Annotated in this window: 22 protein-coding genes; 6 read left to right on the top strand and 16 right to left on the bottom strand. The window is 41.8% G+C overall.

Annotation, left to right across the window (positions count from 1 at the left end; genetic code table 11):
- Window positions 1-162 precede the first annotated feature (162 nt).
- Window positions 163-1,890 carry a hypothetical protein gene (locus CTT31_RS12905; protein ID WP_260491398.1) on the top strand — a complete coding sequence of 576 codons (1,728 nt, stop codon included), beginning with the start codon at window positions 163-165 and terminating at the stop codon, window positions 1,888-1,890.
- 87 nt (window positions 1,891-1,977) lie between these two features.
- On the top strand, window positions 1,978-2,445 hold the full coding sequence (locus tag CTT31_RS12900; RefSeq protein ID WP_045988372.1) for a DUF4920 domain-containing protein: 468 nt from the start codon (window positions 1,978-1,980) through the stop codon (window positions 2,443-2,445).
- Window positions 2,446-2,448: 3 nt separating this feature from the next.
- Here the strand turns inward: CTT31_RS12900 and CTT31_RS12895 are convergent, their stop codons facing one another.
- From CTT31_RS12895 to CTT31_RS12875, 5 genes are all read right to left on the bottom strand, one after another.
- Window positions 2,449-2,937 carry a hypothetical protein gene (locus CTT31_RS12895; protein WP_017216263.1) on the bottom strand — a complete coding sequence of 163 codons (489 nt, stop codon included), beginning with the start codon at window positions 2,935-2,937 and terminating at the stop codon, window positions 2,449-2,451.
- Window positions 2,938-3,052: 115 nt separating this feature from the next.
- A complete protein-coding gene (locus CTT31_RS12890; RefSeq protein ID WP_260491397.1) occupies window positions 3,053-3,733 on the bottom strand; it encodes a glycine-rich domain-containing protein in 681 nt (226 codons plus the stop codon).
- Window positions 3,734-4,077: 344 nt separating this feature from the next.
- Complete coding sequence (gene phaC / locus CTT31_RS12885; RefSeq protein ID WP_260491395.1) at window positions 4,078-5,859, bottom strand: class I poly(R)-hydroxyalkanoic acid synthase; 1,782 nt, start codon at window positions 5,857-5,859, stop codon at window positions 4,078-4,080.
- A gap of 62 nt (window positions 5,860-5,921) precedes the next feature.
- Window positions 5,922-6,269: a phasin family protein gene (locus CTT31_RS12880; RefSeq protein WP_017216260.1), complete on the bottom strand. Its 348-nt coding sequence runs from the start codon at window positions 6,267-6,269 to the stop codon at window positions 5,922-5,924.
- Window positions 6,270-6,385: 116 nt separating this feature from the next.
- A complete protein-coding gene (locus CTT31_RS12875; RefSeq protein WP_039496779.1) occupies window positions 6,386-7,135 on the bottom strand; it encodes an SDR family oxidoreductase in 750 nt (249 codons plus the stop codon).
- 215 nt (window positions 7,136-7,350) lie between these two features.
- Between CTT31_RS12875 and CTT31_RS12870 the strand changes: the two genes are divergently transcribed.
- Window positions 7,351-7,893, top strand: coding sequence for a hypothetical protein (locus tag CTT31_RS12870; protein ID WP_211858180.1), 543 nt, complete (start codon window positions 7,351-7,353; stop codon window positions 7,891-7,893).
- A 171-nt stretch (window positions 7,894-8,064) separates the two neighbouring features.
- Window positions 8,065-9,369, top strand: coding sequence for a DUF4910 domain-containing protein (locus CTT31_RS12865; protein ID WP_045989169.1), 1,305 nt, complete (start codon window positions 8,065-8,067; stop codon window positions 9,367-9,369).
- A 55-nt stretch (window positions 9,370-9,424) separates the two neighbouring features.
- On the opposite strand, the gene CTT31_RS12860 is transcribed toward CTT31_RS12865, so the two are convergent.
- A complete protein-coding gene (locus tag CTT31_RS12860; RefSeq protein WP_039496786.1) occupies window positions 9,425-9,667 on the bottom strand; it encodes an acyl carrier protein in 243 nt (80 codons plus the stop codon).
- A gap of 142 nt (window positions 9,668-9,809) precedes the next feature.
- On the opposite strand from CTT31_RS12860, the gene CTT31_RS12855 reads away from it, so the two are divergent.
- Together CTT31_RS12855 and CTT31_RS12850 are read left to right on the top strand one after the other, a co-directional pair.
- The gene (locus tag CTT31_RS12855) at window positions 9,810-10,784 is read left to right on the top strand and encodes a YhdH/YhfP family quinone oxidoreductase (protein WP_175401234.1); all 975 of its coding nucleotides are present in this window, start codon (window positions 9,810-9,812) and stop codon (window positions 10,782-10,784) included.
- On the top strand, window positions 10,781-11,242 hold the full coding sequence (locus CTT31_RS12850; RefSeq protein ID WP_211858176.1) for a 3-hydroxyacyl-ACP dehydratase FabZ family protein: 462 nt from the start codon (window positions 10,781-10,783) through the stop codon (window positions 11,240-11,242). Before CTT31_RS12855 ends, CTT31_RS12850 begins: the two co-directional genes overlap by 4 nt.
- 51 nt (window positions 11,243-11,293) lie before the next feature.
- Here the strand turns inward: CTT31_RS12850 and CTT31_RS12845 are convergent, their stop codons facing one another.
- The 10 genes from CTT31_RS12845 to CTT31_RS12800 are packed head-to-tail and all read right to left on the bottom strand — an operon-like array spanning window position 11,294 to window position 20,972.
- Window positions 11,294-12,211 (bottom strand): AAC(3) family N-acetyltransferase, encoded by a 918-nt coding sequence (locus CTT31_RS12845; protein ID WP_211858174.1) that lies wholly within the window; start codon window positions 12,209-12,211, stop codon window positions 11,294-11,296.
- Window positions 12,212-12,222: 11 nt separating this feature from the next.
- Entirely contained in the window at window positions 12,223-13,191 is a 969-nt protein-coding gene (locus tag CTT31_RS12840) for a transketolase family protein (protein WP_211858173.1), read from the bottom strand.
- The gene (locus tag CTT31_RS12835; protein WP_052258354.1) at window positions 13,175-14,020 is read right to left on the bottom strand and encodes a transketolase; all 846 of its coding nucleotides are present in this window, start codon (window positions 14,018-14,020) and stop codon (window positions 13,175-13,177) included. The genes CTT31_RS12840 and CTT31_RS12835 overlap by 17 nt, the downstream gene beginning before the upstream one ends.
- 11 nt (window positions 14,021-14,031) lie before the next feature.
- Window positions 14,032-14,778: an SDR family NAD(P)-dependent oxidoreductase gene (locus CTT31_RS12830; RefSeq protein ID WP_211858172.1), complete on the bottom strand. Its 747-nt coding sequence runs from the start codon at window positions 14,776-14,778 to the stop codon at window positions 14,032-14,034.
- Window positions 14,775-15,194: a gluconate 2-dehydrogenase subunit 3 family protein gene (locus CTT31_RS12825; RefSeq protein WP_211858170.1), complete on the bottom strand. Its 420-nt coding sequence runs from the start codon at window positions 15,192-15,194 to the stop codon at window positions 14,775-14,777. Before CTT31_RS12825 ends, CTT31_RS12830 begins: the two co-directional genes overlap by 4 nt.
- The gene (locus tag CTT31_RS12820; RefSeq protein WP_130125948.1) at window positions 15,194-16,798 is read right to left on the bottom strand and encodes a GMC family oxidoreductase; all 1,605 of its coding nucleotides are present in this window, start codon (window positions 16,796-16,798) and stop codon (window positions 15,194-15,196) included. The genes CTT31_RS12825 and CTT31_RS12820 overlap by 1 nt, the downstream gene beginning before the upstream one ends.
- Window positions 16,795-17,268, bottom strand: a complete 474-nt coding sequence (fabZ, locus tag CTT31_RS12815; protein ID WP_039496798.1) for a 3-hydroxyacyl-ACP dehydratase FabZ — start codon at window positions 17,266-17,268, stop codon at window positions 16,795-16,797. Before fabZ ends, CTT31_RS12820 begins: the two co-directional genes overlap by 4 nt.
- Before the next feature lie 26 nt (window positions 17,269-17,294).
- The gene (locus CTT31_RS12810; protein ID WP_211858165.1) at window positions 17,295-18,509 is read right to left on the bottom strand and encodes an acyl-CoA reductase; all 1,215 of its coding nucleotides are present in this window, start codon (window positions 18,507-18,509) and stop codon (window positions 17,295-17,297) included.
- On the bottom strand, window positions 18,490-19,575 hold the full coding sequence (locus CTT31_RS12805) for a LuxE/PaaK family acyltransferase (RefSeq protein WP_039496802.1): 1,086 nt from the start codon (window positions 19,573-19,575) through the stop codon (window positions 18,490-18,492). Before CTT31_RS12805 ends, CTT31_RS12810 begins: the two co-directional genes overlap by 20 nt.
- Complete coding sequence (locus tag CTT31_RS12800; RefSeq protein WP_260491394.1) at window positions 19,560-20,972, bottom strand: AMP-binding protein; 1,413 nt, start codon at window positions 20,970-20,972, stop codon at window positions 19,560-19,562. Before CTT31_RS12800 ends, CTT31_RS12805 begins: the two co-directional genes overlap by 16 nt.
- Window positions 20,973-21,058: the final 86 nt, after the last annotated feature.

The following is a 21,058-nucleotide window of genomic DNA, read 5'->3' as shown; positions in this document are numbered from 1 at the left end:
ATGGAATTGAGACAATAATCGAGGTACAATACCGCTGCATTTTTGGACATGCAATTGTCTTTATGCAACGACCTCTGACGCGCGCAATCGTTGCGGTTCGTAGGGAAGAATAAATTTACCACGTGTTTGGCTATGTACCGTGGTGATAACAAGGAATCAATTATGAATACAAAACTTCTCGTTGGCTTAGGTGCTGTGGCTATTGCCGTTGGTGCTTATGTAACCACTCAATCATCTTCTTCAAGCATCGCGATGGAACAACTGGAATATGTTCCGGCTGATACCGCTGTATTTTGGGGGCAATTAACGCCTTTTGAGCAGCAAAAATATTTATCTTTTATGCCTGAAGCGCTTAGAAAAGTACAAGATCTTGAAGAAGTAACTGGGCTGCTTAGAAAAGAAAATGATAAACATCTGAATTTTCTGGCGACGCTATTAGAACAGTACAATCTAGCGATGACATCCCCTGAGCAAATGAAAGCTATCTTAGGTATGGGTGAGACAGTTAGAAGTGTATTCTACACCGTTGGTTTGTTACCGACACTGCGTTATGAGCTTGCAGATCCTGAAGCTTTTCAGCGCACAATAAAAATGGCTGCAAAAGATGCCGAAATCACATACCAAGAAGATACGCTTGATGGTGTCGCATTAACGCGTTATCAGCTTGAGTTCGCGCCAGAAGCTAAAATTGAGCTTATCACATCCGTGCAGGGTCAATGGGTAACGACGACATTTAACACGCCTATTAACACCGAAGCGGATTTAAAAGTTGCTTTGGGTATTGCCAAACCAGCCCAGTCACTGGCGCAATCTGGCAAACTAGAGCAATACAATACGCAGTTTGGTTTTGATGGTTCGTCAATTGCGTTTCTGAACCATGTGGCTATCGTCGATGGTATTACTGCAAACAAGCAGTCTGATTTGACTCGTATGTTAAATAATCTATTGCAGCTAGGTGGTGGGACTGAGAAATTAGCAGCGGTACGTGCGCCTGAGTGTCAGGCGGACTACAGTGAAATCGCCAACCTGTGGCCTGCAACGGTATTGGGTACCAAGAATATCCAATTTACTAATTCTGCAATCGACTTTGAAGTTGATACTGTGGTGGTGGGTAAAGATGCTGAACTGATGAAAGCACTTGGGTCGATCCGTGGCTTTATTCCTGCGCATGTCACCAACGGCGAAGAGAAAGTACTCGGGTTTGGCTATGGTGTTGACGTTGCAAAAGTTGCGCCGCTTGTAAACACCCTGTGGGGCCGTTTTACTAAAGCTGAATTCAAGTGTTCTGAACTCGTTGCACTACAGCAGCAAGCGAAACAAAATAGTCCAATGGCTATTGCGATGATGACAGGCATGGCGAACTCGGTTAAAGGCGTGAGTGCATCCGTTTTTGATCTTGTTATGGAGCCAAACGACCAAGGCATGCCGGAACCTAAAACGTTTGATGCTCTAGTCACATTGTCTGCCGAAGATCCTTTAGTACTTGTTAATACGGTGAAAGGGCTTGCACCTATGCTGGGTCAAATTCAAATCCCAGAAGACGGGACACCGGTTTCAATTAACCAGTATATTCCATCTCCACAGCCATTAGGTATGGATATCAAGCTAGCGGTTAAAGGCGATCACTTAGTGTTGTTTACGGGTGAAAAGGCGACGGTTATTGCTGAGAAAATGGCAAACCAAGCGCTAGAAACTAATGGCATGACGCATTTCAGCATGGATATGCAAGCGTTTTTAGCACCAATGTTAGAAGCGGCAAAAGCGACAGGTCAACCAATGCCGGAAGGTATTGATGCGTTTTTACAGCAAAATATGGTGTTTGAGTTTAGTATGGATGTTGCAGATCATGGCCTTGTATTTGGCACTGATATGAAGCTGAAAAAACTATAACGAACAAAGAGCAAATGATGTTAAAAATGCCGACTTTAAGTCGGCATTTTTGTTTATACTGGCTGTAATTTTTGAGAAGGAGGTTTTATGAAATTACAAAATAGGTTGCTGCTGATGTTGGCATTGCTTAGCACTATATCTTATGCAAGTGATACCCAGTTTGGTGGTGGTGCAGACATGAGTAAGCTCGTTGCGGGCAAAGACGTATTGAAAAATACTGAGCAGTTTGTGGGGAGTCAGATCACGCTGTCGGGTGAAGTGGTCAAGGTGTGTAAAAAACGCGGTTGTTGGATGACACTGAAAGTAGATAACGGCGAGGAAATAAACGTAAAGGTACGGGATGGCGATATGGTTTTTCCAATGTCCGCCATTGGAAAGCAAGCCTATGCGACTGGAGTACTCGAGCAGTTCGAGTTAGACATTGAGAAAACGAAGCGTTATTTGGCTCATAGAGCACATGAAAACGGTGAAGTGTTTGATGCAAGCAAAGTCACTGAGGGAATGAATCTAGTTAGGCTCAAACCGGATGCAGTAACGATTTTAGAAGCACAATAAAAGCTATTTCACAAGTACAGCGTACTCGAAGTTTGTGCGCTGTGAATTTGGACTGATCACTACTTGGTAAGTGTCAGCGCCAAGCATCACATAATTTACTTTGCCGACTTTAAGTGGCTTTGGTGTACTATCTAAGTCCATGATCCAGACACCAGTTTCCGTATCCGGAGCCAAGTTTATTAAGGTTCTTCCGGCGTTATTTGGAATATATAAAGCGGCATTGCTACTTTTACCCCAAATCGCTTTGAGTTTGTGGTTTTCCGACACTAATGTGTAATCCGCAGGACCGGAAGGGCGCATATCGGTCTGACGTTTGATTTCACACTGTTCACATTGAATTGAGGGAGCTGATAGGTGCGTTTGCAGCTGCCCATCAAAAATGATGCCTTCTGAGGCGATTCTCCACAAAGATTGACCTTCGCCCAGCTGGTGGCATCCCGACATCAGTAAGGCTGAAAATAGCAGGCTGTAATGTTTGTTGAAAATAGGCACCGGATCACCAAAAGAAACTAGTTAAACCGGTACAAATAGTAGCTAATCTTTAGCGCCAATATAAGGCCTTAACGTTAACGAATGTAAAAGGCCGCATCCTAGAAATACTTTGTGTTTAACTACTACAGCCGCTACCGCAACTTGAGCCACTACTACAACTTGAGTTTGAAGAGCTTGAGGAAGAGGTGCTGCTGTCGCCACTGTCCATTGACGTACACCCGATGTGTCCAGCATAGGTTGTAGTGCTGGAATCGCCTTTGGTAATGGGCTCTCGAAAATCGGTTGCCGAGTAGTAATAGCCATTTGGGATATTAAGTAAGGCATCCAGTGCGAATAATATAGGTAAAGCAGCTGGTCTTCGCGGGGATATGCGCTCGATGCTACAGCAGGCTCGCCATGTTTTACGTAGACTAAGTTGAGCTTTGTTTTTCCCTTTCATTGCCTCAGATGGACAATGATGTAAGAAACGGTCAAAGGCCTCGTAGCAAAAGGAGTGATACTCTTGGGTGTGTAAAATAAATTCATGCCACAGCGCATCGACAACCCGAGAGGGCATAGCTAAGGATTGATCTTCGAGCAATAAGTTCGCTTGAAAAAACTGCTTAAGACCTAACTCAACTTGTGTCAGTTGCTCATTAGTAAGCTCTGGATAATGGCGGCTGAGTTTGGGTCTTAAATGTGTGAGGTCGTAATCTTGAATAAAACTACGTCTACGTGCCGTCGTTTTTACTTTTTGATATTGTAATACGCCAACAAAGGCTACGAACGCCGCAACAAGTATAAGAAATCCAATCATGTTATTTCCCTATATTTTTGTGTCCTAGACTGACCGAATGTATAGAATGTGTCAATAACGGGAAATATTAGAAGCAAGATTGCTTGCCTCTAATTGATTTGATTGTAAGTTTCTTAAATAACCTGAGGTTTGGATAAGGAATGTTCCAACTTATTGCTTCTAAAGAATAACTTGGTTTTTTCCTTGTCTAGCCAGAGAGTTTTAGGGAAAACACCGCTTCCGCGTCCTGCTCTCGCTAAGGTACCTACATCCTGTAGGCAAGGCGAATTTACGCACCAATAGCTGGCTATTGGAAGTGAATTCAACGCAGTTAGCGCTAAAACTGGCTGCTAGAAAGGCATTAATTATCCGCAGCTCAGGTTAAATACTCTGTTTGACGTATTCTCCGGGGCATCATAAATCCCCGGTTGTTCATCACTTTGTGCGGCACGAGCTGGGACTTGCTCTGGGTTTATTTGATGTAGCCACTGCGCCCAATGCGACCACCATGACCCGCTTTCATGCTTTGCCGAAGCAAGCCACTCAGCGGGGTTTTCTTGGTCTTGTCCATCAAACCAATAACCATATTTGTTTGCACTTGGCGGGTTGACCACTCCGGCAATATGGCCAGACTCACCAAGCACAAAGGTGAGCGGGCTGCTGAGCTTTTTAGCCCCCTCAAAAGTGCCTTGCCACAGCGCAATATGATCGTCACGGGTAGAGAGAAAGTAGACAGGTTGCTTTACTTTACTGAGGTCAATTTTAGTGCCACGAATACTGACAGACTTGTCTTCAATAAGCTGATTATTGAGATATAAGTCTCGCAAAATAAAGTTGTGGCAGGCCGCTGTTAGATTTGTACTATCACTATTCCAGTAGAGTAAATCTAAGTCGGCAGGCGCTTTGCCTTTGAGGTAGTTATTAACGAAGTAATTCCAATACAAGCTGTTTTCTCTCAGCATACTAAAAGAAGTACCGAGCAGATGCCCTGACATCACGCCATTTTGATTATTATACTGTTCTAGCGCATTAATGGTGGGCTCATTGATAAATGCGCCAAGTTCACCTGGCTGCGAGAAATCTAAAATTGTGGTCAGCAAGGTTGCACTTTTTACTCTTTGTTTGATGCGTTTAGCAGCAATATAGGCCATACATGTGGTGAGTAGAGTACCGCCGATACAATAACCCACAGTATGGATTTGCGTTTCGCCTGTTTGTTTTTCTGTTTGCTCTAAAGCACATAACACACCGTCGACGACATAGTCGTCAAACGCAATATTTGCCATGCTTGGATCTGGGTTTTTCCATGACATCATTAGCACGGTATATCCTTGTTCAAGTGCCCATTTAACCATCGAGTTATCTGCTCTCAAGTCCAAAATATAGTATTTATTAACAAATGGCGGCACGATAAGCAGGGGAGTCTTGTGCACTTGCTCCGTAGTCGGATGATATTGGATCAATTCAAACAAGTGGTTTTGGAATACCACTCTACCCGGTGTACAAGCCAGGTCTTCTCCAAGTGTATACGCATTTTCATTGGTCATGCTGACTCGGAGCATTTCAGTGCTTTTGGCTAAATCTTTTTTTAAGCACGCCAGTCCATCGAATAGATTCTGCCCGTTACTTTCTAGCGTCAGCTTGAGTAATTCTGGGTTGGTTGAAACAAAGTTGCTCGGTGATACTGAATTAACGGACTGTCTTGCAAAAAACGCTAATCGCTCTTTAAGTTTTGGGTCGAGACCTGGAGTATTTTCAATGGTGTTTTGTAGTGATTGTCCAAACCAAAGATAGCTTTGTTTTAGGTAGTTAAACCAAGGGTTCTCTTGCCAATCTGGGTCTACAAAGCGTTTGTCTCCACGCTCAGGGCTAATAATGTCTTCTTTCTCATCGGTAGTTTGCGGCATAAAACTGTTTTGAAAAATAGCAAACTGAGTTTGCCACCACGCATTTTGCTGTTTAATAAAGGTTTCCGGTTGCTGATTGAGTGCACTGAGCCAGCTTTGTAAGTCGGCTTGGTTTTGCTCATTTAATGCATTTTGTAATGGATTCTCTTTACCAAAATTTGTCGCTGCGAGCTGCCACAATTCTTGGTTATATTGCCACCACGCAGTTAACCCTTGCTCAATATTTGCTTGAGTGCCCATACAGGTAGATCCTTTGTGTTGTTTGAACGGGTAAGGCGACCTAAGTCGCCCAAAATTGCAGGTTATTGCGCTTTCGCTGTTTTTAGCGTTTCTTTACCAAGAGATTCTAAGCTGTCTTTAAATTCTTGACCTAATTGAGAAAGCTTTTGACCATCTTGGATCATCTGTTGGCTTAGGGCGTTTAACGCGTTCAACTGACTTGCGTTAAAATCCATCATAGATTTTGCATCTTTGATTTCAGTCGCTTGCTTTAGCTGCTCAATGGATGTTTTAGTGATCTGTTCAGCCGAGTGCAGCTGAATTTTAGATAGTGCTTCGATGTTTTTTGCCACGATTTGGTTAAACTGTACCGCTGGTGCAAAGAATTGCTCAGTTTGTTCGTTGAATGTTTTGAATAAATCGCTGTACATGGTCTTTTCCTTGTTATCGATTAAATTAACACAATGGATGATAGTGATCAGTTAGCACCACCGAACATCAGGTACAGCTCGCTCCCTCGGTGGTATTTAACCTGAGGTTATTTAGGTTATTGCATATATAGGCCGCCATTGAGCGACAGGGTTTCGCCAGTAATGTAACCGGCTGCTTTTGATGCTAAGTAAGCAACCGCAGCTGCAACTTCGTCAGGCGTGGCTAAACGCTGCATCGGTACTTGTGCTTTTATGCTATTTAATACGTCTTCACGCATGGCGCTTACCATAGGCGTTTCTGTGTAGCCTGGTGCTACTGCATTGACGGTGACACCGCTTCTTGCACCTTCATAGGCCAGCGCTTTGGTAAAACCAATCATGCCTGCTTTTGCGGCGGAATAATTAGCCTGCCCAAATTGACCTTTTAGGCCATTAACGCTGGAGATATTAACGATACGACCTTGCTTATTTGCGCACATTGCCGCAAAGACTGGGTTGGTCATATTAAAGAGAGAATTTAGATTGGTGTTGATCACCTCGCTCCATTGCGCGTGGGTCATTTTTTTAAACGCTGAGTCGCGTGTGATCCCGGCGTTGTTTACGAGTAGATCGATATTCCCAAATTCTTGTAGGACCTGAGTCATCGCTGTGTGGCATTGCTCAGCATTAGTCACATCCAAGAATAGAGGTTTTACTGCCGCTGGATTGATTTGTAGCGTGTTAAGCCAGAGATCAAAGTCGGCCTCATTACGCCTTTCGCTTGCTATCGCGACAACAAAAAAATCTTTTTCAATGAGTGTTTTCGTAATAGCAGAACCAATCCCACCAAAGGCACCAGTTACCACCGCAATTTGCTTGTTTTCCATAACGCTCCCGCGAAAAAAGAGGCTATACCAACATACTTCCTAGCCGAGTTAGCTTATCGAGTATTTTTGCTGGTATTTATGACAAATTGGTCGCGAGTTGATGTCAGTTTGAAGACAGCGGAAACGAAATTAGGAACGCACAACATAAATTTAATTAAGTTTTATCTAGTTTTTCCGATATGTATAGCAAACAGTGTCTATCCCAAGGAGTGAAAATGGATATTCAAATACATCAAGATAGCTTATCACCGCTAAAGCAACAGACTGAATTGAAATCACAAGGCTCGGCTCAAGTTGTTTCCGACCAGATAAAGACGAAATCACCAAGCGATGCGGAAGAAAAGCAAGAGGTACCCGCGATGCTTTCCAAAGAACTTGATGATGAAGCCGCTGGTTATAAGGAAGATAACCCTGTATTTAAAGAGGATTATGAAAACTTAGAAAAGGCAATGGACCTTATTCAAGCGCAAATTCGTAAACTTCAAGAAAGAATTAATAAGCTGATGCAATCCCAAGAGCAGCGCTTTTTAAAAGTCGAACAGCACCCAGACGCGATTAATGATGGGCAGCAAGCTTTAATCGAACACGTAGGCAGTAAAAAGTACCGTGACCAAACAAAAGTAGATGAAGTGGAAGTGCTTGAAGAGCAGCTCTCTGAATTTAAACAGCAAGAAGCGGAGCTTCGCATTCAGATGTTAAAGATGATTTTGGCGGAGCGAGAACGGTTGGAAGAGCTTAAACGCAAAGGAAAACGGTAACTTTTTACCACTAAAAGGTAACAGTATGTTGTATAAGTAATTTTTGAGAGTTATATTTTATTGGATAATCTTTTGGAAATAATGTGTGGCGTGCCAACGATATCCATTTAGAACAATAAACGCACTAGAAAAATAAAGTGTATCATATTCGGGAAATAAGGAGTTTAGAACGTGCAATATCAAGAGTCAGAGTTGTTTTATAGTGACCTTTTTGATGAGCTTTTCCCCATACTACGTTCAATCACGGGGCCAGGCTTGCGTCAGAGTTATGATATTTTCTCTCGTTATATGCCCTTGACAGTTCAGTCTATCCCGACAGGTACCTCGGTGTTTGATTGGACAGTTCCACAAGAGTGGCACTGTAATGATGCATACCTTCTAGATCCGGATGGGCAAAAAGTCGCCGATATGAAACGTTTAAATCTAGAAGTGGTAAATTACTCTGAGCCTGTAAATAGTGAGATTGAGCTCGAAGAATTGCAAAACCACCTTTACAGTCTTCCTGAGTTACCGAATGCCATTCCATATGTGACCAGTTATTACAAAAAAAGGTGGGGGTTTTGTGTATCTCAGAATACTCGGGATAAGTTAAAACCCGGCACATATAAAGCGGTCATTGACAGTGAATTTGTTAATGGTCATTTGGATATTGCACAGACTGTCCTTGAGGGAGAGTCAAAAAAGGAAATCCTGCTAAGTTCTTATTTATGTCATCCATCAATGGCAAATAATGAAATCAGTGGGCCTTTGGTGCTGCTCGGTTTATATCACCGAATTAAGCGCTGGCCAAAGCGACGTTATTCGTATCGCTTTGCTTTGCATCCGGAAACAATTGGTAGTTTAGGGTTGCTTCATTTAGAGGGCGACTACTTAAAGGAAAATTTAGTTTCAGGTCTTGTAATTAACTGTATGGGTGGTGAGCCTGAAGAATTAGTATTCAAGCATAGTCGTAACGATAATGGATTGTTAGATAAACTTCTATATCACCTTAATGAACATGGCTTTCACCACCAAAACATTCCATTCAGCCCATTAAGTGGTTCAGATGAGCGTCAATACAATTCACCAGGTTTTCAATTTCCAGTATGTTGCGTGAGTCGATGTTTTCATGCAGGTTATAGTGAGTATCATACTTCGTTAGACGATAAAGAAAATATGGGGATTAAACCGATATTGGATAGTATCGACAAACTTGAGAAGATTCTCATTGCGTTGGAGCAGACAGCAACGTTCGAGAACAAGTTTCCTTATGGTGAACCAAATTTAGGCAAGCGAGGGCTGTACCCGACATTGAGCTTTTTCAGCAAAGAAAGAGTTGGCCAATTAGAAGAGTTGAATCATATCAGGATGTTACTCAATTATAGTGATGGAAAGCATGACACGATAGATATTGCGAACTTATCGGGTTGTAGCGTAGTAGATATGGAAAGTGCGATCAGTAAATTAGAGCAACAAAGCGTTCTTGAAATGCTTTAGAAACGGAATGATAGCCAAGCTTTAAGCTTGTGCTATCATTTTTTAAAACTAGTTATTATACAACTTCAACATCATACTTTTTAAGTATGTTTTTCCCTTCGCCGTATGAACTAAAGTCTATGATATCTTCCATTTCTAACATGATATCAAATGCATCTTCTAATTCTGCAACTAGTCCCATGTGACCGACTGAGTCCCACTCAGGAATTGCTTGATAGCCGAAGTCATCGGTGAGCTGTGCTTCAGTGATGTCAAAAGCTGTAATAAAGGCCTGATTGTACTTTTCTAAGTTACTCATTTATTGTTCCTATTTGACGACGAGCAATAACTATTATTGTGAAAGAATATTCGTTGACTATCAATAGCATCTATAAAAGAATGTCAGTATCTTGATATATTAAAACACACTTGCCATGACAGAATACTATAATGCACTCGTAGTGGAAAAAAAATCTCCAAGAGAATTTGAATATCGAGTTAAAAGCTTGCCAGTGACACATCTACCTAGTTCTGAAGTACTCGTAAAAGTGCACTATTCTTCTTTAAATTATAAAGATATTTTATCCTGTCAGGGCAATCCTGCAGTGACTCGCCGCTTCCCTCATACTCCGGGGCTTGATGCAAGTGGGGTAGTTGAGCAATCAAATTCAGCTCTTTTTAAAAAAGGCGATAGAGTAGCTGTGTTTTGTACGCCATTGGGGATGAATTATCAGGGCGGTCTTGCAGAGTATATATGTGTACCTGCTGAGTGGCTCATCCGATTGCCAGAAAATATGTGCCTAGAGGAAGTAATGGTATATGGAACCGCAGGGTATACAGCAGCACTTGCCGTTGAAGCAATCGAAAAGCATGGTATCGACAAGTCAGCTAGTAAGGTGCTGGTAACTGGAGCTAGTGGTGGTCTTGGCAGTATCGCAGTATTACTTCTTAAGCATCTTGGTTATGACGTTGAAGTGAGTGTAACTCGGGAAAACGGTAAAGTTTTCCTTGAGAATTTAGGGGTCACCGCTATTGTTGATTTAAATGCGTCAGATGTGAAGACGACACAAAACTTATTGCCTTCAAGGTGGCAGGCAGTCATTGATGTGGCTGGTGGAGATGTGCTCGCTTGTATTTTAAAGCAGGTATCAGAGAATGGCATTGTTGTGAGCACAGGGCTTGTTGCGGGGACGCATTTTGAGACAAATGTATTACCTTTTATTCTTCGTGGGATCAGTCTAATAGGTATCAACGCGGAAGGAACCTCGGTCGAAAGTAGAAAAAGTCTACTGATAAAACTGGCCTCAATTTGGCGAAGTTCTGCGCTTTGCGATGTCTACACAAAAGTGAAATTAGCAGGGGTCAGTTGTGCTATTGAAAACTTTAAGGAACAGAATATATATGGCAGAGTTGTAGTGGATATGGAGGCTAAATGATGATGAAAACTGCGGAACAAATATCTACCGCTTTGGATATAACCGCCCCTTTTTTAATGATCGATAATTACGAGTTGATTGAGAAAGGGAAAACGGCTATTGCGACAAAGTCTATCTCCGTTGATGATTGGTTTTTTGAATGTCATTTACCAAGATCTGGAGTCATGCCGGGCACATTGCAGATAGAAGGTATGTTACAAACGTTGGTGCTACTGATTTACGACTCATTTGAGCACGGAGAACATCGGGCTTATGTAAACAATATTAACGTTAAACTGATGAAAGCAGTCACAGTGGCCACTTGCTCGGAATTGCGCTATGAAGCAACCATACTTTCTATGAGAAGGGGGATATGTAAGGGCGAAGTAATTGCTTTGTGTGACGGTACAAAAATTTGCGTAGGCACATTTAGTTATGCCTCTCCACACTTAATGGCAGTCCCCAAGTCAGCTGAATGATTTACGACCAATAGCCTGAAATAACTGTTGGTCGTAAAAGGGCATTAATTATCAGCAGCTTTGGGTATTAATTAGCGCGTTTAACTCTTTGGTATACAGCTTATCTGCTACCTTGCCGGTTATCACTTCATGCTCTTGTTTCATCGGTCCATAGTAATCAACATATCGGTTATTTCCACTATTTAGATCTTGCAACATCATTTCATGTGCACAGAGTAGGTTGATGCTGTGAATGAGAAGAGGTCTTTTTAGTGTGGATAGGAGTTGGGATTCAATAACTGCTGCTTCTCTAAAGGCTCTATCTCCAGTATTGGTTAAAGAAGAAAAGTCACAGGTATCTAAGTCTCGAACATAAAACTGAGTTTCAATGTGCTGCTCTTTGCTGTTTTGTAAGAGCAGTGAACCTGAAAATGTTTTGACGTAGCGATAATCAACATCGGCACAATGCTCTGCATGGTGAATGCTTGAGAGTGATTTTACATAGTGATGCCCAACGCAGATTAGCTGAGTGTTGTTATTTATCACCCACTCAAAAATGGAATCGGGTCCAGTACTTTTAGCGATATAATTTTGTGTGAGAGAGGGGTAGGCGTGACCAAAAACTAAAAAGGAATAAAATGGTTGTTGAACTCTATGTTGCGGATATTGGGCTAACAACATTGCACCAAAAACACCGGTTTGTACTTCACTCTTGTAGGGAGAAAACGCTTTACTGTGAGGAAAACTAAAGTAAAACGAAGAAATAAGTAAAGATTCATTAGGTTTGAGTTGTTCTACCAATGAATCAACAATATATACTGCCGCTTTGTGCGCTTCTGTGTGTTTTACACCTGTTGCAGCAATCAGCATGCGAAAATCAACTGACAACCAATATACATCACTTTGACATTGATTAAAGCTCAATTGTACCGCTGATACGATATTATCAAGCGCTTGAATGACAGAATGATGATTATGTTCAAATTGCATATTTAATCCAATTACTTAGTGAGAAATGTTACTGCTTTTTGAGCTATTGATTTTGCGTCCAACCCTTGCTCGCCAAGCATATAATCGTAATCACCTGTTTTTATGTATGCATCGGGTAGGGCAACAGAAAGGTGACGAATACCACTACCCAGAGGCGATAAATATTCAGCAATGGCGCTACCAAGGCCTCCAATTTTAGAGTGTTCCTCGACGGTGATAATAGGTCTGCCTTTGGCGATGATTTCTTGCAGTCTAGCTTCATCCAAAGGTTTGATAGTATGCATATTAATGACGGATGCCGATATTCCTTGCTCCGCGAGTAATTCGGCGGCCTGCAAAGACTGGTAAACCATTGAGCCACAAGCGATAAGAGTTACATCAACCCCTTCCCTAAGCAGAATTGATTTTCCTATTTCAAATTCATAATCATCTGTGTAGACGATTGGACAGTTTGCTGTGCCTGTGAGGCGTATATACATGGGGCCTTTGAAACTGGCCGCGGAGTCTACTAACTTCACGACTTCAACACAGTCTGCAGGGGACACAACGGTTAAATTTGGGATAGCACGCATGACCGCCATATCTTCGATTCCGAAGTGAGAGTTCCCCAAAAAGCCCATGCTTATCCCACCACCGATTGCGACAGCTTTAACATTTAGCTCCATGTAACCCAAATTCATTCGAATTTGTTCGCTTGCCCGCATGGCGATAAAGGGTGAAAAGGAAGAGGCAAAAACATTGTACCCCTCCTTTGCAAGTCCTGCAGCTACGCCAATCATGTTTTGCTCTGCAATACCAGCATTAAGAAACTTATCTGGGTAGGTCGTGCGAAAACGTTCTAACCCAGATGAACTCGCCAAATCAGCTGACATTACCATAAGGTCATCGTGCTTATCTGCTATGGCAAGAATAGCTTGACCATACACCCCTCTCGGACCGAGTCTTGCCCACTGACGTGCACTTTTAGACGTTATTTCCATTGTCGCTCCTTTCGTTATTTGAATTATTGAGGGCAGCGACAGCTGCTTCGTAATTAGTTTTAGTTAGACGATTGTGATGCCATGCGTTATCGCCTTCCATAAAAGAAACACCTTTTCCTTTAATCGTATTAGCGACGATGGCTTTAGGCTTATTTAGAGGAGCTTCTTCAAAAGCTTCAACAATGGCATCAATATCATGACCGTCAACTTCAATAACATGCCAGCCAAAAGCACGAAATCGTTCTGCCATATTGTCGATGCGAAGTACATCTTTTCCAAAGCCATCATTTTGTTGTTTGTTGTAGTCTATGATAGCGGTTAGGTTGTCCAGCTTCAGGTGGGATGCCAACATAGCAGCTTCCCATACGGAGCCTTCATTGGTTTCACCATCACCAACTAATGTATAGGTATGAAAAGGCTTTGCTTGTTTTTTAGCCGCGAAAGCGATTCCCACCGCCATTGATATGCCGTGACCCAAACTACCATTAGAGGACTCAATCCCTAAATCAAGATTCATCACGGGGTGGGCGATTAGATCACTGCCATTTTGTTGAAAGGTATCAAAAACTTCTTGAGAAATGATGCCTGCGCCAAGCAGTGCAGGATAAAATCCAAGTACACCGTGGCCCTTACTTAAGATGAAACGGTCTCGTTCTGGCCAGCGAGGATCTTGGGCGTCAAAATTAAGTACTTTTCCATAGAGTACCGCCATGACATCAGTCATAGACAGAGCACCACCAATATGAGTAGATGTGCCACTGTGATAGCTAATATCGAGTATCTTTTGCCTCATGGTACGTGCAAACTCAGTTAATTCTGGATAACTCATTACATTCCTCTTTAAATTAAACCGCCATCAACGTTGAGCACTTGGCCTGTGATGTGCGTCGCTAAATCACTACATAAGAACAAAGCTGTATTTGCAATGTCTTGAGGTATCGCAGCCTTTTTCAGTAAACTTTTAGCGACTAAGTCTATTCTTGCTTGTTCATCCATCTCTTCAGCCATATCGGTGTTAGTGACACCTGGTGCAATAGCATTCACCCTAATACCGCTATCTGCAAGTTCTACTGCCATACTTAGACTCGCGCGCCCAAACGCAGATTTGACACTTCCGTACGCTAGTGTACCGCGATCAATTTGATGCGTTGCACTTGAAAGAATATTGATTACACACCCTTGTTTTTGTCGCTGCATTAGTCTTGAAATCTGCTGAGTTAGCAATAACTGATTGAACAAATTCACTTCAAATAGCTGTTTAACATCATGCATTGAAGTCATTTGAAACAATCCACCCATTGCAACTCCAGCATTATTTATCAATATATCGACCGTTTTAGAAATTGCTCTAATATCTTTTATCGAGGATTTGACACTATCTTCATGGTTTAGATCTAATTTCACAAAGTGCAGATTATCTTGATGTGTCAAACTTGCCTTTGCGGTTTCAATGTCTCTGACAGCAGCGATTACCGTGCAACCATGTGCCAACAAGGTCTCGCTAATCGCTTTGCCGATCCCCCTGTTTGCGCCAGTTACAACGGCCACTTTATTTTTAGCAAGTTGCCCTGCAATGTAAGGTATCATATGACTTTCCTGTAAATAGGCCCACGTTCGTACACATCCTCAAGCAGCAGCCAGTCATCACTTTCCAAAGAGTTCCCGTCAGGAAAAGGAGGCACTGCGCCGGAACCAATTTTGGTTAACACGCTAGGGTGAGTGTAGTAGGCAGTAAGACATTGTTGGACGATATAATTGACTAAATAAACATCCACTCGCTTAGCTTTTTCAATGCAAAGTAAGTAGCTTTTTTCATCAAGGGAGGACAATGAGTTCGAAAACTTTTCTTGCGCAACATTATTTAAAATGAATAAAAACTCTTCAATTTGCTGTGGTTCTAAAAGGTTTGCTACAGCCTTATCTATATGCAGATCCGTCGCAGAGGGCATATTTAGGCTTGTATCTGAGGGTAAAATAACATCTAGAAACTGCGATAAACTCATTATACTACCCAACTCTTTATATTTTTACTGATGTGGTCACAAAATTTTAGAGTTAAAGCTTGGGCGGTAGCGACTGGGTTGACAGCTCCTGATGTGATAAAAACGCTGCTGTCGACGATGAAAAGGTTGCTTACTTCATGTGCTTGCCCATGCTCATTGACCACTGAATTTGTTTTATCTGCTCCCATTTTGGTTGTTCCCATTAGGTGCCAACCCGCATGTTTCACAGGATAATGAGCTGCTGATATTTTCGCTCCGGCTTCGGCGAATAACTTTTTAGTTTGTTCGATACCATGCTCGAGCATTTTTTTTGTATTTTCATGTAGAGAATAGTGCACTTTGATACCGGGCATACCAAAACTATCCGTTTTCGAATAATCAAGCTCTATACGGTTTTCAGGATCTGGTAAATCCTCAGAAATGACGGCAATGCCCATATTATGGTTAAAATATTGCGAAAAGGCCTGATGATGGTTTTTTCCAAGAGGTATTCTTCTCGTTATGTATCCGGAGCACGCGCTATCTACTGCTGAAGAGCCCCTTAATACGTGCAATGTGTAGCCGCGTTTAAAGCCTCTATCTTCTTGCGTTTCATAAAATTGTTGAGAATAAATACTACAGCCCTGTGGACCGATGCTTGTATCTAGTGGTTCATCAAATACACCTTCGACATATGCGAGTGGATGTAGCATCAAATTGCGACCAACAAGGTCATAGTTGTTTAATAGCCCATTAGGGAAAAGTTCGGATTTACTATTTAGTAGTAATCTAGGTGTACCTATCCCGCTACAAGCGAGAATGACAAGGGATGCGGCTAAAAATTGCTCATCTCCATGTTTGTCATAATATTTTACTCCTGTTGCTTTTTGTTCTTTATCAACTGGAATATCAAAAACACGGCATTCAGTCATTACTTGAACGCCTTGTAACTTTGCTTGCGGCCAGTAAGTAATATCAACGCTGCCTTTGGCACCTTGACTACACCCGGTATTACACGGGCCCAAATTTATGCAAGGAGGTCGGTTTTGGTGGTTTTTAGTATTGATAGCACTGTATGACGGCCACCAATGCCAGCCAAGCCGATTAAAAGCTTGAGCCAATTTTTTCGCACCTCGCCCCATCGCTACTGGCGGCAATAAGTTTTCATATTCAGGGTATGCAGTATCTCCAACTAACCCTGCAACGCCCATCATCTCTTCATTTTGATTAAAGTAAGGAGTGAGCGTCTGGTAGTCAAATGGCCAATCCTCTGCAACCTTATCAAGCTTATATGTGGCAAAGTCAGAAGGGTGAAAGCGCGGAAAGTGCCCTGAATATAAGATGGTACTACCACCAAAGCCATTAAAATTGGCAAGAGATATAGCGGAATTACTGTTATCAATTGGGTAATCAGCCTTGTTGGCTCTAACATTCGGGTCAAAACTCGCTGACCGTTGCTTATCTCGCTCCCAATCCGCTTTGGTCGTAGGGTATTGGGCTGGGTTAGATTCGCGACCTTGCTCAATACAAACTATAGATAGGTTGCTATCCTGGCTGAGACGCCAAGCAGCGGCTGCTCCACTTGCACCAGAGCCAACAATAATAATATCTACTTTAGCGGTCATAACTCAGTTTTCTTTTTTGGCAGATATTGCTCGAGGATTTCCGGAATGGTAATCATCATATCGGCCTCACAGGCTATTTCGCCATTAACCTTTGCCACGCCCCTGCCTTTACAAATACCTCTTTTCCAAGACAGTACTTCGGTTTCAATTTCAAACTTTTCACCTGGTTTTACTTCTCTTTTATAGCGCACGGTGTGTTGCAAGGCATGTGTTACTTTACCCTTTAAGCCGGGAAGAGTAGTAATCGCGACCGTTAGCATTTGCGCTAACGCTTCGAGTTGCAGGGCGCCAGGCATATTTGGACCATCAGGAAAGTGTACAGGGAAGTACCACTCATTCATGGTTAGATTTTTATAGCCTTTGGCATATTTCCCGGGAATAACTTCCTCAACATGGTCAATCATGAGAAAAGGGTAGCGGTTAGGTTGATATTCTTGTAGTTCAACACAGTTTAAACTGAATTTTTCCATTTTTTACAAAGCCTTGTTTAAATATCTTAGTCGATAGTTACGATTCGGGATAATGTCGTTATTATATCGTATCCATCCCATAAATTGTGCATATTCAGTGCGTTACCTATGGGGACTATACGATCAATTCCACTACAGCCATTGCTATAGATAAACTCAGCAATAGTACTTTTCTCAACGCCTAAATAGCTCAAAGTTTGCACTTTCTCGTTGATTAGCGGGGCAAGCTGCGCTATCGATTTAATTCTGGTTTCGTAGATTAATCCACTCGTACCACGGAAGCTTTGTTGAGAAATATTGATGGATTTTACTTCAATCCTAGTAAGTTCAGGTGAAGCAATTTCAATATTGGCGATATCCTCATGGTCAATAGCTGCATTACAAGTATCCACAAACTTATTTAGTACCTGAATGTCTTCAATCGCGTATTTATCTGCCGCAATGTCAGCTAAGCATTGCCAAAGTCGACTTTTTGCTTCTATAACCGAAGAGTCATCACCAAGCCAGACACACAACTGAGGTGACGAGCAGCCCGCTTGATCTAGCTGATATATATCATTATAAAAATGGTGGCAGTGAGTATTGATAAGGTCGTCAGAACAACAGCTAATGTAGGTAGCATCAAGCAAACATAGAGAGTAGCGATCTGCAAACGCTATTTCTCTAGAGCGAGGAGGCGTGGCAAATTGGCGCATTTTATTAATGGTATGATCACCGCCCCAAATCACTCTTCCTGCTGCTTGGCTGAGCCAAAATGCAGTGACATCATCATTATGAGCATAGCGAATAAGAAAAACTCGTTGGGCGATTGGTTGGTACTCAGACTCTAATAATAATTTCGAGAGAGTTTGTAACGCAATATCTGTGCTGCGGTTTGATTTAGATGACAAGCGCAAAACACAGCTATTACCTGCAAGTAGCGCAAATGCAAGTGAATAAGCAAAGTTTATCGGTACGTTTGCTGGGCAAATATGAAAGGTTAAACCCAGCCCTACAGATAGCCTGTTTGAGTAGGGGCTTGTTTTCATTGATAAAAGGTTGGCTTTTCTTAGCCAAAACGCGAGCGCCATTAGATCTGGAAGCGTATTTGCCTCTGGATGTCGTCGTAGCCTTGCTGAAAGTGTATTTAAAAACGATATGGTCTGCTCTTCCCAAACCCTTGTTGGCTGAATGTGAAAATCAGATGCTGAGCCAACTAAGGTTGTAAAGTGAGCTTGAATGTTATTTGGAATAAGTATCACTGCACCCTCTCACTTCCGCTTGTTTTACTCTACCCAGTACATCAAAATAGGTACCTTTCCAGCCGCACTGGCAGTCATCTTCTCCAAGCTTTACACCGATATCTTCACTTAAGATACTATGTCCAGGGTAGCTATGAGGGAGTGCAGAAATTAATTGAATAAGCCCCAAATTACCATCTTTAACTGGTTGTAATGTTTTAAAATCTCTAATTATTACTTCAGACCATGATGAGCAGTGGAAGTGGCCCTGTTTACACTCCATAAAGATAGACCCTGTTTGCTCAATCATACCGTAGTAATTGTGTACACTCTGGATTGCAGTAACGTTAGCTAATCTAGACTTAAAATGTGACTTGGTTACCTTATTTGCTTCTATTTTCTTCCAGCCACCACCATGAAGCAAAATGCTTTCGGATAAATCAATTTTTTTGCTCAATTGCTCTAAGGCTTCAACAAAATGAAGCCAAACTATATAAGTAAAGCCAAAGATAAACTTTTTCTGTCCTTGATATTTGTCTATGAATGCGTTGAGAGCATCAAAGTTTATTGTCATATCATCATTCAATGCGTAAGTGATGTCTCGCCCATACATTGAAAACCCTAAGATACCCGCAGTACGAGCCGAAAACTTTGTTCTATTTTTGACGGTAGACGGACAGTCGATAACTAGCATTGGAAGGCGCTGTTTACCAATTAAGTGAGTAACTAGTTTAGAGAGTATTTTTACTTGCAGCGCTGATGTTCTTTTATCGAGATAAATTTTGGAAACGGATTGTCCAGAGGTTCCCGAAGACATCATCGTCTTAATAACACTTTCTTGTGGTACACTTTTTAATTCTTGAGATTTAAATAGTCTGACTGGCAGAGGAAAAAACGGACTAAATGGGTGGCTATTTAAGTCAATATTAGGCATAGACTGCTTAAGCTTTGCAAATGGCGGACATTGAGATAAATGAAGTTGATCTAGTTCAGCCAACTTTGATATTAATACAGATTGCTTTTGCTGCTTAGGCCATGCGTATGGTGGCCAATCAGATAATATTACTTCATCTACTTCATAAGACATTGATAATCTACCTTGCCACTTTCTAATCGAGGAATGTGTGAAACAGTTTGAATTTTGATGGCTGTATAATTAATGGAAAATAGTTCTGCGAACGTTTTTTTAAGTGTTCGTAGATCAAGTTCTTCGCCATTTACAATGGCAATATTTAGCTTATCATCAGTGCCAAAAGCGACACTTTCATACCCTAATTCTTGCAACGTTGCTTCAACATGACTCAGAGATATACGATTTCCAAACACTTTGATAAAGCGCTTTAAACGGCCCTCTATGTAGAAATAGCCCTGTTTGCAGCTTGCTAAATCGCCTGTTTTCAAAATGCCTTGGTTTTCATCACCTTTAGATAAGTCGAAAATAGTTTCAGCGTAACCTAAGCATACATTATCTCCCTCATAGACGAGCTCGCCTATGTCACCTGACTCTGTGATATCGTTACCTTGCTCATCTTGGAGCCATAGTTTTCCTCTCGGAATTGCCTTACCGATACTGCCAAGGTGCGTATTCAAATCACTAGGCTGCATATAAGATATCCTCGGTGAAGCCTCTGTTTGACCGTACATCACCCAAAAATTAATACCCATTTTGTTCGTCAATGTTTGTATCTTTGACAAATATCGCTCTGCTAATTTACCACCTGCTTGTGTCATCGTTCTAAGGTGGGGCAATTTCATGGTATCAAGCTTCATTCTCAGTAGTGATTCATAATGAAATGGTACTCCTGAGAAACTGGTAATTTCGTGAGCCGTCATATTTTCCCAAAATGACTTGTCCATTATCGTTTCATTTGTCAGATAAATTGAGGCACCCGCAAGTAAATGGCTGTTTACAATAGATAATCCATAAGAATAGCTAATAGGCAAATGTACAATAGCGCGCTCTAATGGGGTGATAGATAAATATTCTTTGATAGCTTGCGCGTTACTCAATAGGTTTTGTCTAGAAAATCTAACGAGTTTTGGTGAGCCGGTTGATCCCGAGGTTGAAGCCAAAAATGCCAATTGGGGGTGTAAAGCGTGAGGTTTATTTAAGGGGTCACATAGTAATTGATATTGATCCTGTGAGCTTAAAACTGTGTACTTAGAGAAAATACTTGCTTTCTCTGCTTTGGTTAAAACATAGTCAGGTCGGTATGTGCACACTAGCGTTTCGAGCTGCTCAGTTGCCATATTTGCACTTAAAAACAGTACTACGACTTCAGCCTCAATTGCTGCTAGGTAATGAACAAGGCATGGGTAATCATTATTTCCGATGATAAAAAGTAATGCCTTTTGCTGTAAGGGTTTTGCTGCATTTGCAACATCATCAAGCAGCGCTCGATAAGTATAGAATTCGCCGTTTTCAGTGATCACGGCAATGTGTTCTGGATACTGCTTGTTGATTACACTTTGAATCTTGGTCATGGGCTAAACTTTTGACGTTAAAACTGCTAATGGCATTACGCTTATTCTACAATAAAAATCCTGCAAAAATCGCGCCGATATCAGAT

It is taken from the genome of Pseudoalteromonas maricaloris (assembly GCF_024746855.1).
Lineage (GTDB): Bacteria > Pseudomonadota > Gammaproteobacteria > Enterobacterales > Alteromonadaceae > Pseudoalteromonas > Pseudoalteromonas maricaloris.
This window is presented reverse-complemented; position numbering and strand designations above follow the sequence as displayed.

Bases quoted from the DNA above. Each gene is read 5' to 3' on its own strand.
- CTT31_RS12850 (WP_211858176.1), top strand. From the start codon at position 10,781: ATGATGATGAAAACTGCGGAACAAATATCTACCGCTTTGGATATAACC.
- CTT31_RS12825 (WP_211858170.1), bottom strand. From the start codon at position 15,194: ATGAGTTTATCGCAGTTTCTAGATGTTATTTTACCCTCAGATACAAGC.
- CTT31_RS12875 (WP_039496779.1), bottom strand. From the start codon at position 7,135: ATGGAAAACAAGCAAATTGCGGTGGTAACTGGTGCCTTTGGTGGGATT.
- CTT31_RS12820 (WP_130125948.1), bottom strand. From the start codon at position 16,798: ATGACCGCTAAAGTAGATATTATTATTGTTGGCTCTGGTGCAAGTGGA.
- fabZ (WP_039496798.1), bottom strand. From the start codon at position 17,268: ATGGAAAAATTCAGTTTAAACTGTGTTGAACTACAAGAATATCAACCT.
- CTT31_RS12870 (WP_211858180.1), top strand. From the start codon at position 7,351: ATGGATATTCAAATACATCAAGATAGCTTATCACCGCTAAAGCAACAG.
- CTT31_RS12805 (WP_039496802.1), bottom strand. From the start codon at position 19,575: ATGTCTTATGAAGTAGATGAAGTAATATTATCTGATTGGCCACCATAC.
- CTT31_RS12890 (WP_260491397.1), bottom strand. From the start codon at position 3,733: ATGATTGGATTTCTTATACTTGTTGCGGCGTTCGTAGCCTTTGTTGGC.
- CTT31_RS12905 (WP_260491398.1), top strand. From the start codon at position 163: ATGAATACAAAACTTCTCGTTGGCTTAGGTGCTGTGGCTATTGCCGTT.
- CTT31_RS12800 (WP_260491394.1), bottom strand. From the start codon at position 20,972: ATGACCAAGATTCAAAGTGTAATCAACAAGCAGTATCCAGAACACATT.
- CTT31_RS12900 (WP_045988372.1), top strand. From the start codon at position 1,978: ATGAAATTACAAAATAGGTTGCTGCTGATGTTGGCATTGCTTAGCACT.
- CTT31_RS12830 (WP_211858172.1), bottom strand. From the start codon at position 14,778: ATGATACCTTACATTGCAGGGCAACTTGCTAAAAATAAAGTGGCCGTT.
- CTT31_RS12860 (WP_039496786.1), bottom strand. From the start codon at position 9,667: ATGAGTAACTTAGAAAAGTACAATCAGGCCTTTATTACAGCTTTTGAC.
- CTT31_RS12845 (WP_211858174.1), bottom strand. From the start codon at position 12,211: ATGCAATTTGAACATAATCATCATTCTGTCATTCAAGCGCTTGATAAT.
- CTT31_RS12835 (WP_052258354.1), bottom strand. From the start codon at position 14,020: ATGAGTTATCCAGAATTAACTGAGTTTGCACGTACCATGAGGCAAAAG.
- phaC (WP_260491395.1), bottom strand. From the start codon at position 5,859: ATGGGCACTCAAGCAAATATTGAGCAAGGGTTAACTGCGTGGTGGCAA.
- CTT31_RS12840 (WP_211858173.1), bottom strand. From the start codon at position 13,191: ATGGAAATAACGTCTAAAAGTGCACGTCAGTGGGCAAGACTCGGTCCG.
- CTT31_RS12880 (WP_017216260.1), bottom strand. From the start codon at position 6,269: ATGTACAGCGATTTATTCAAAACATTCAACGAACAAACTGAGCAATTC.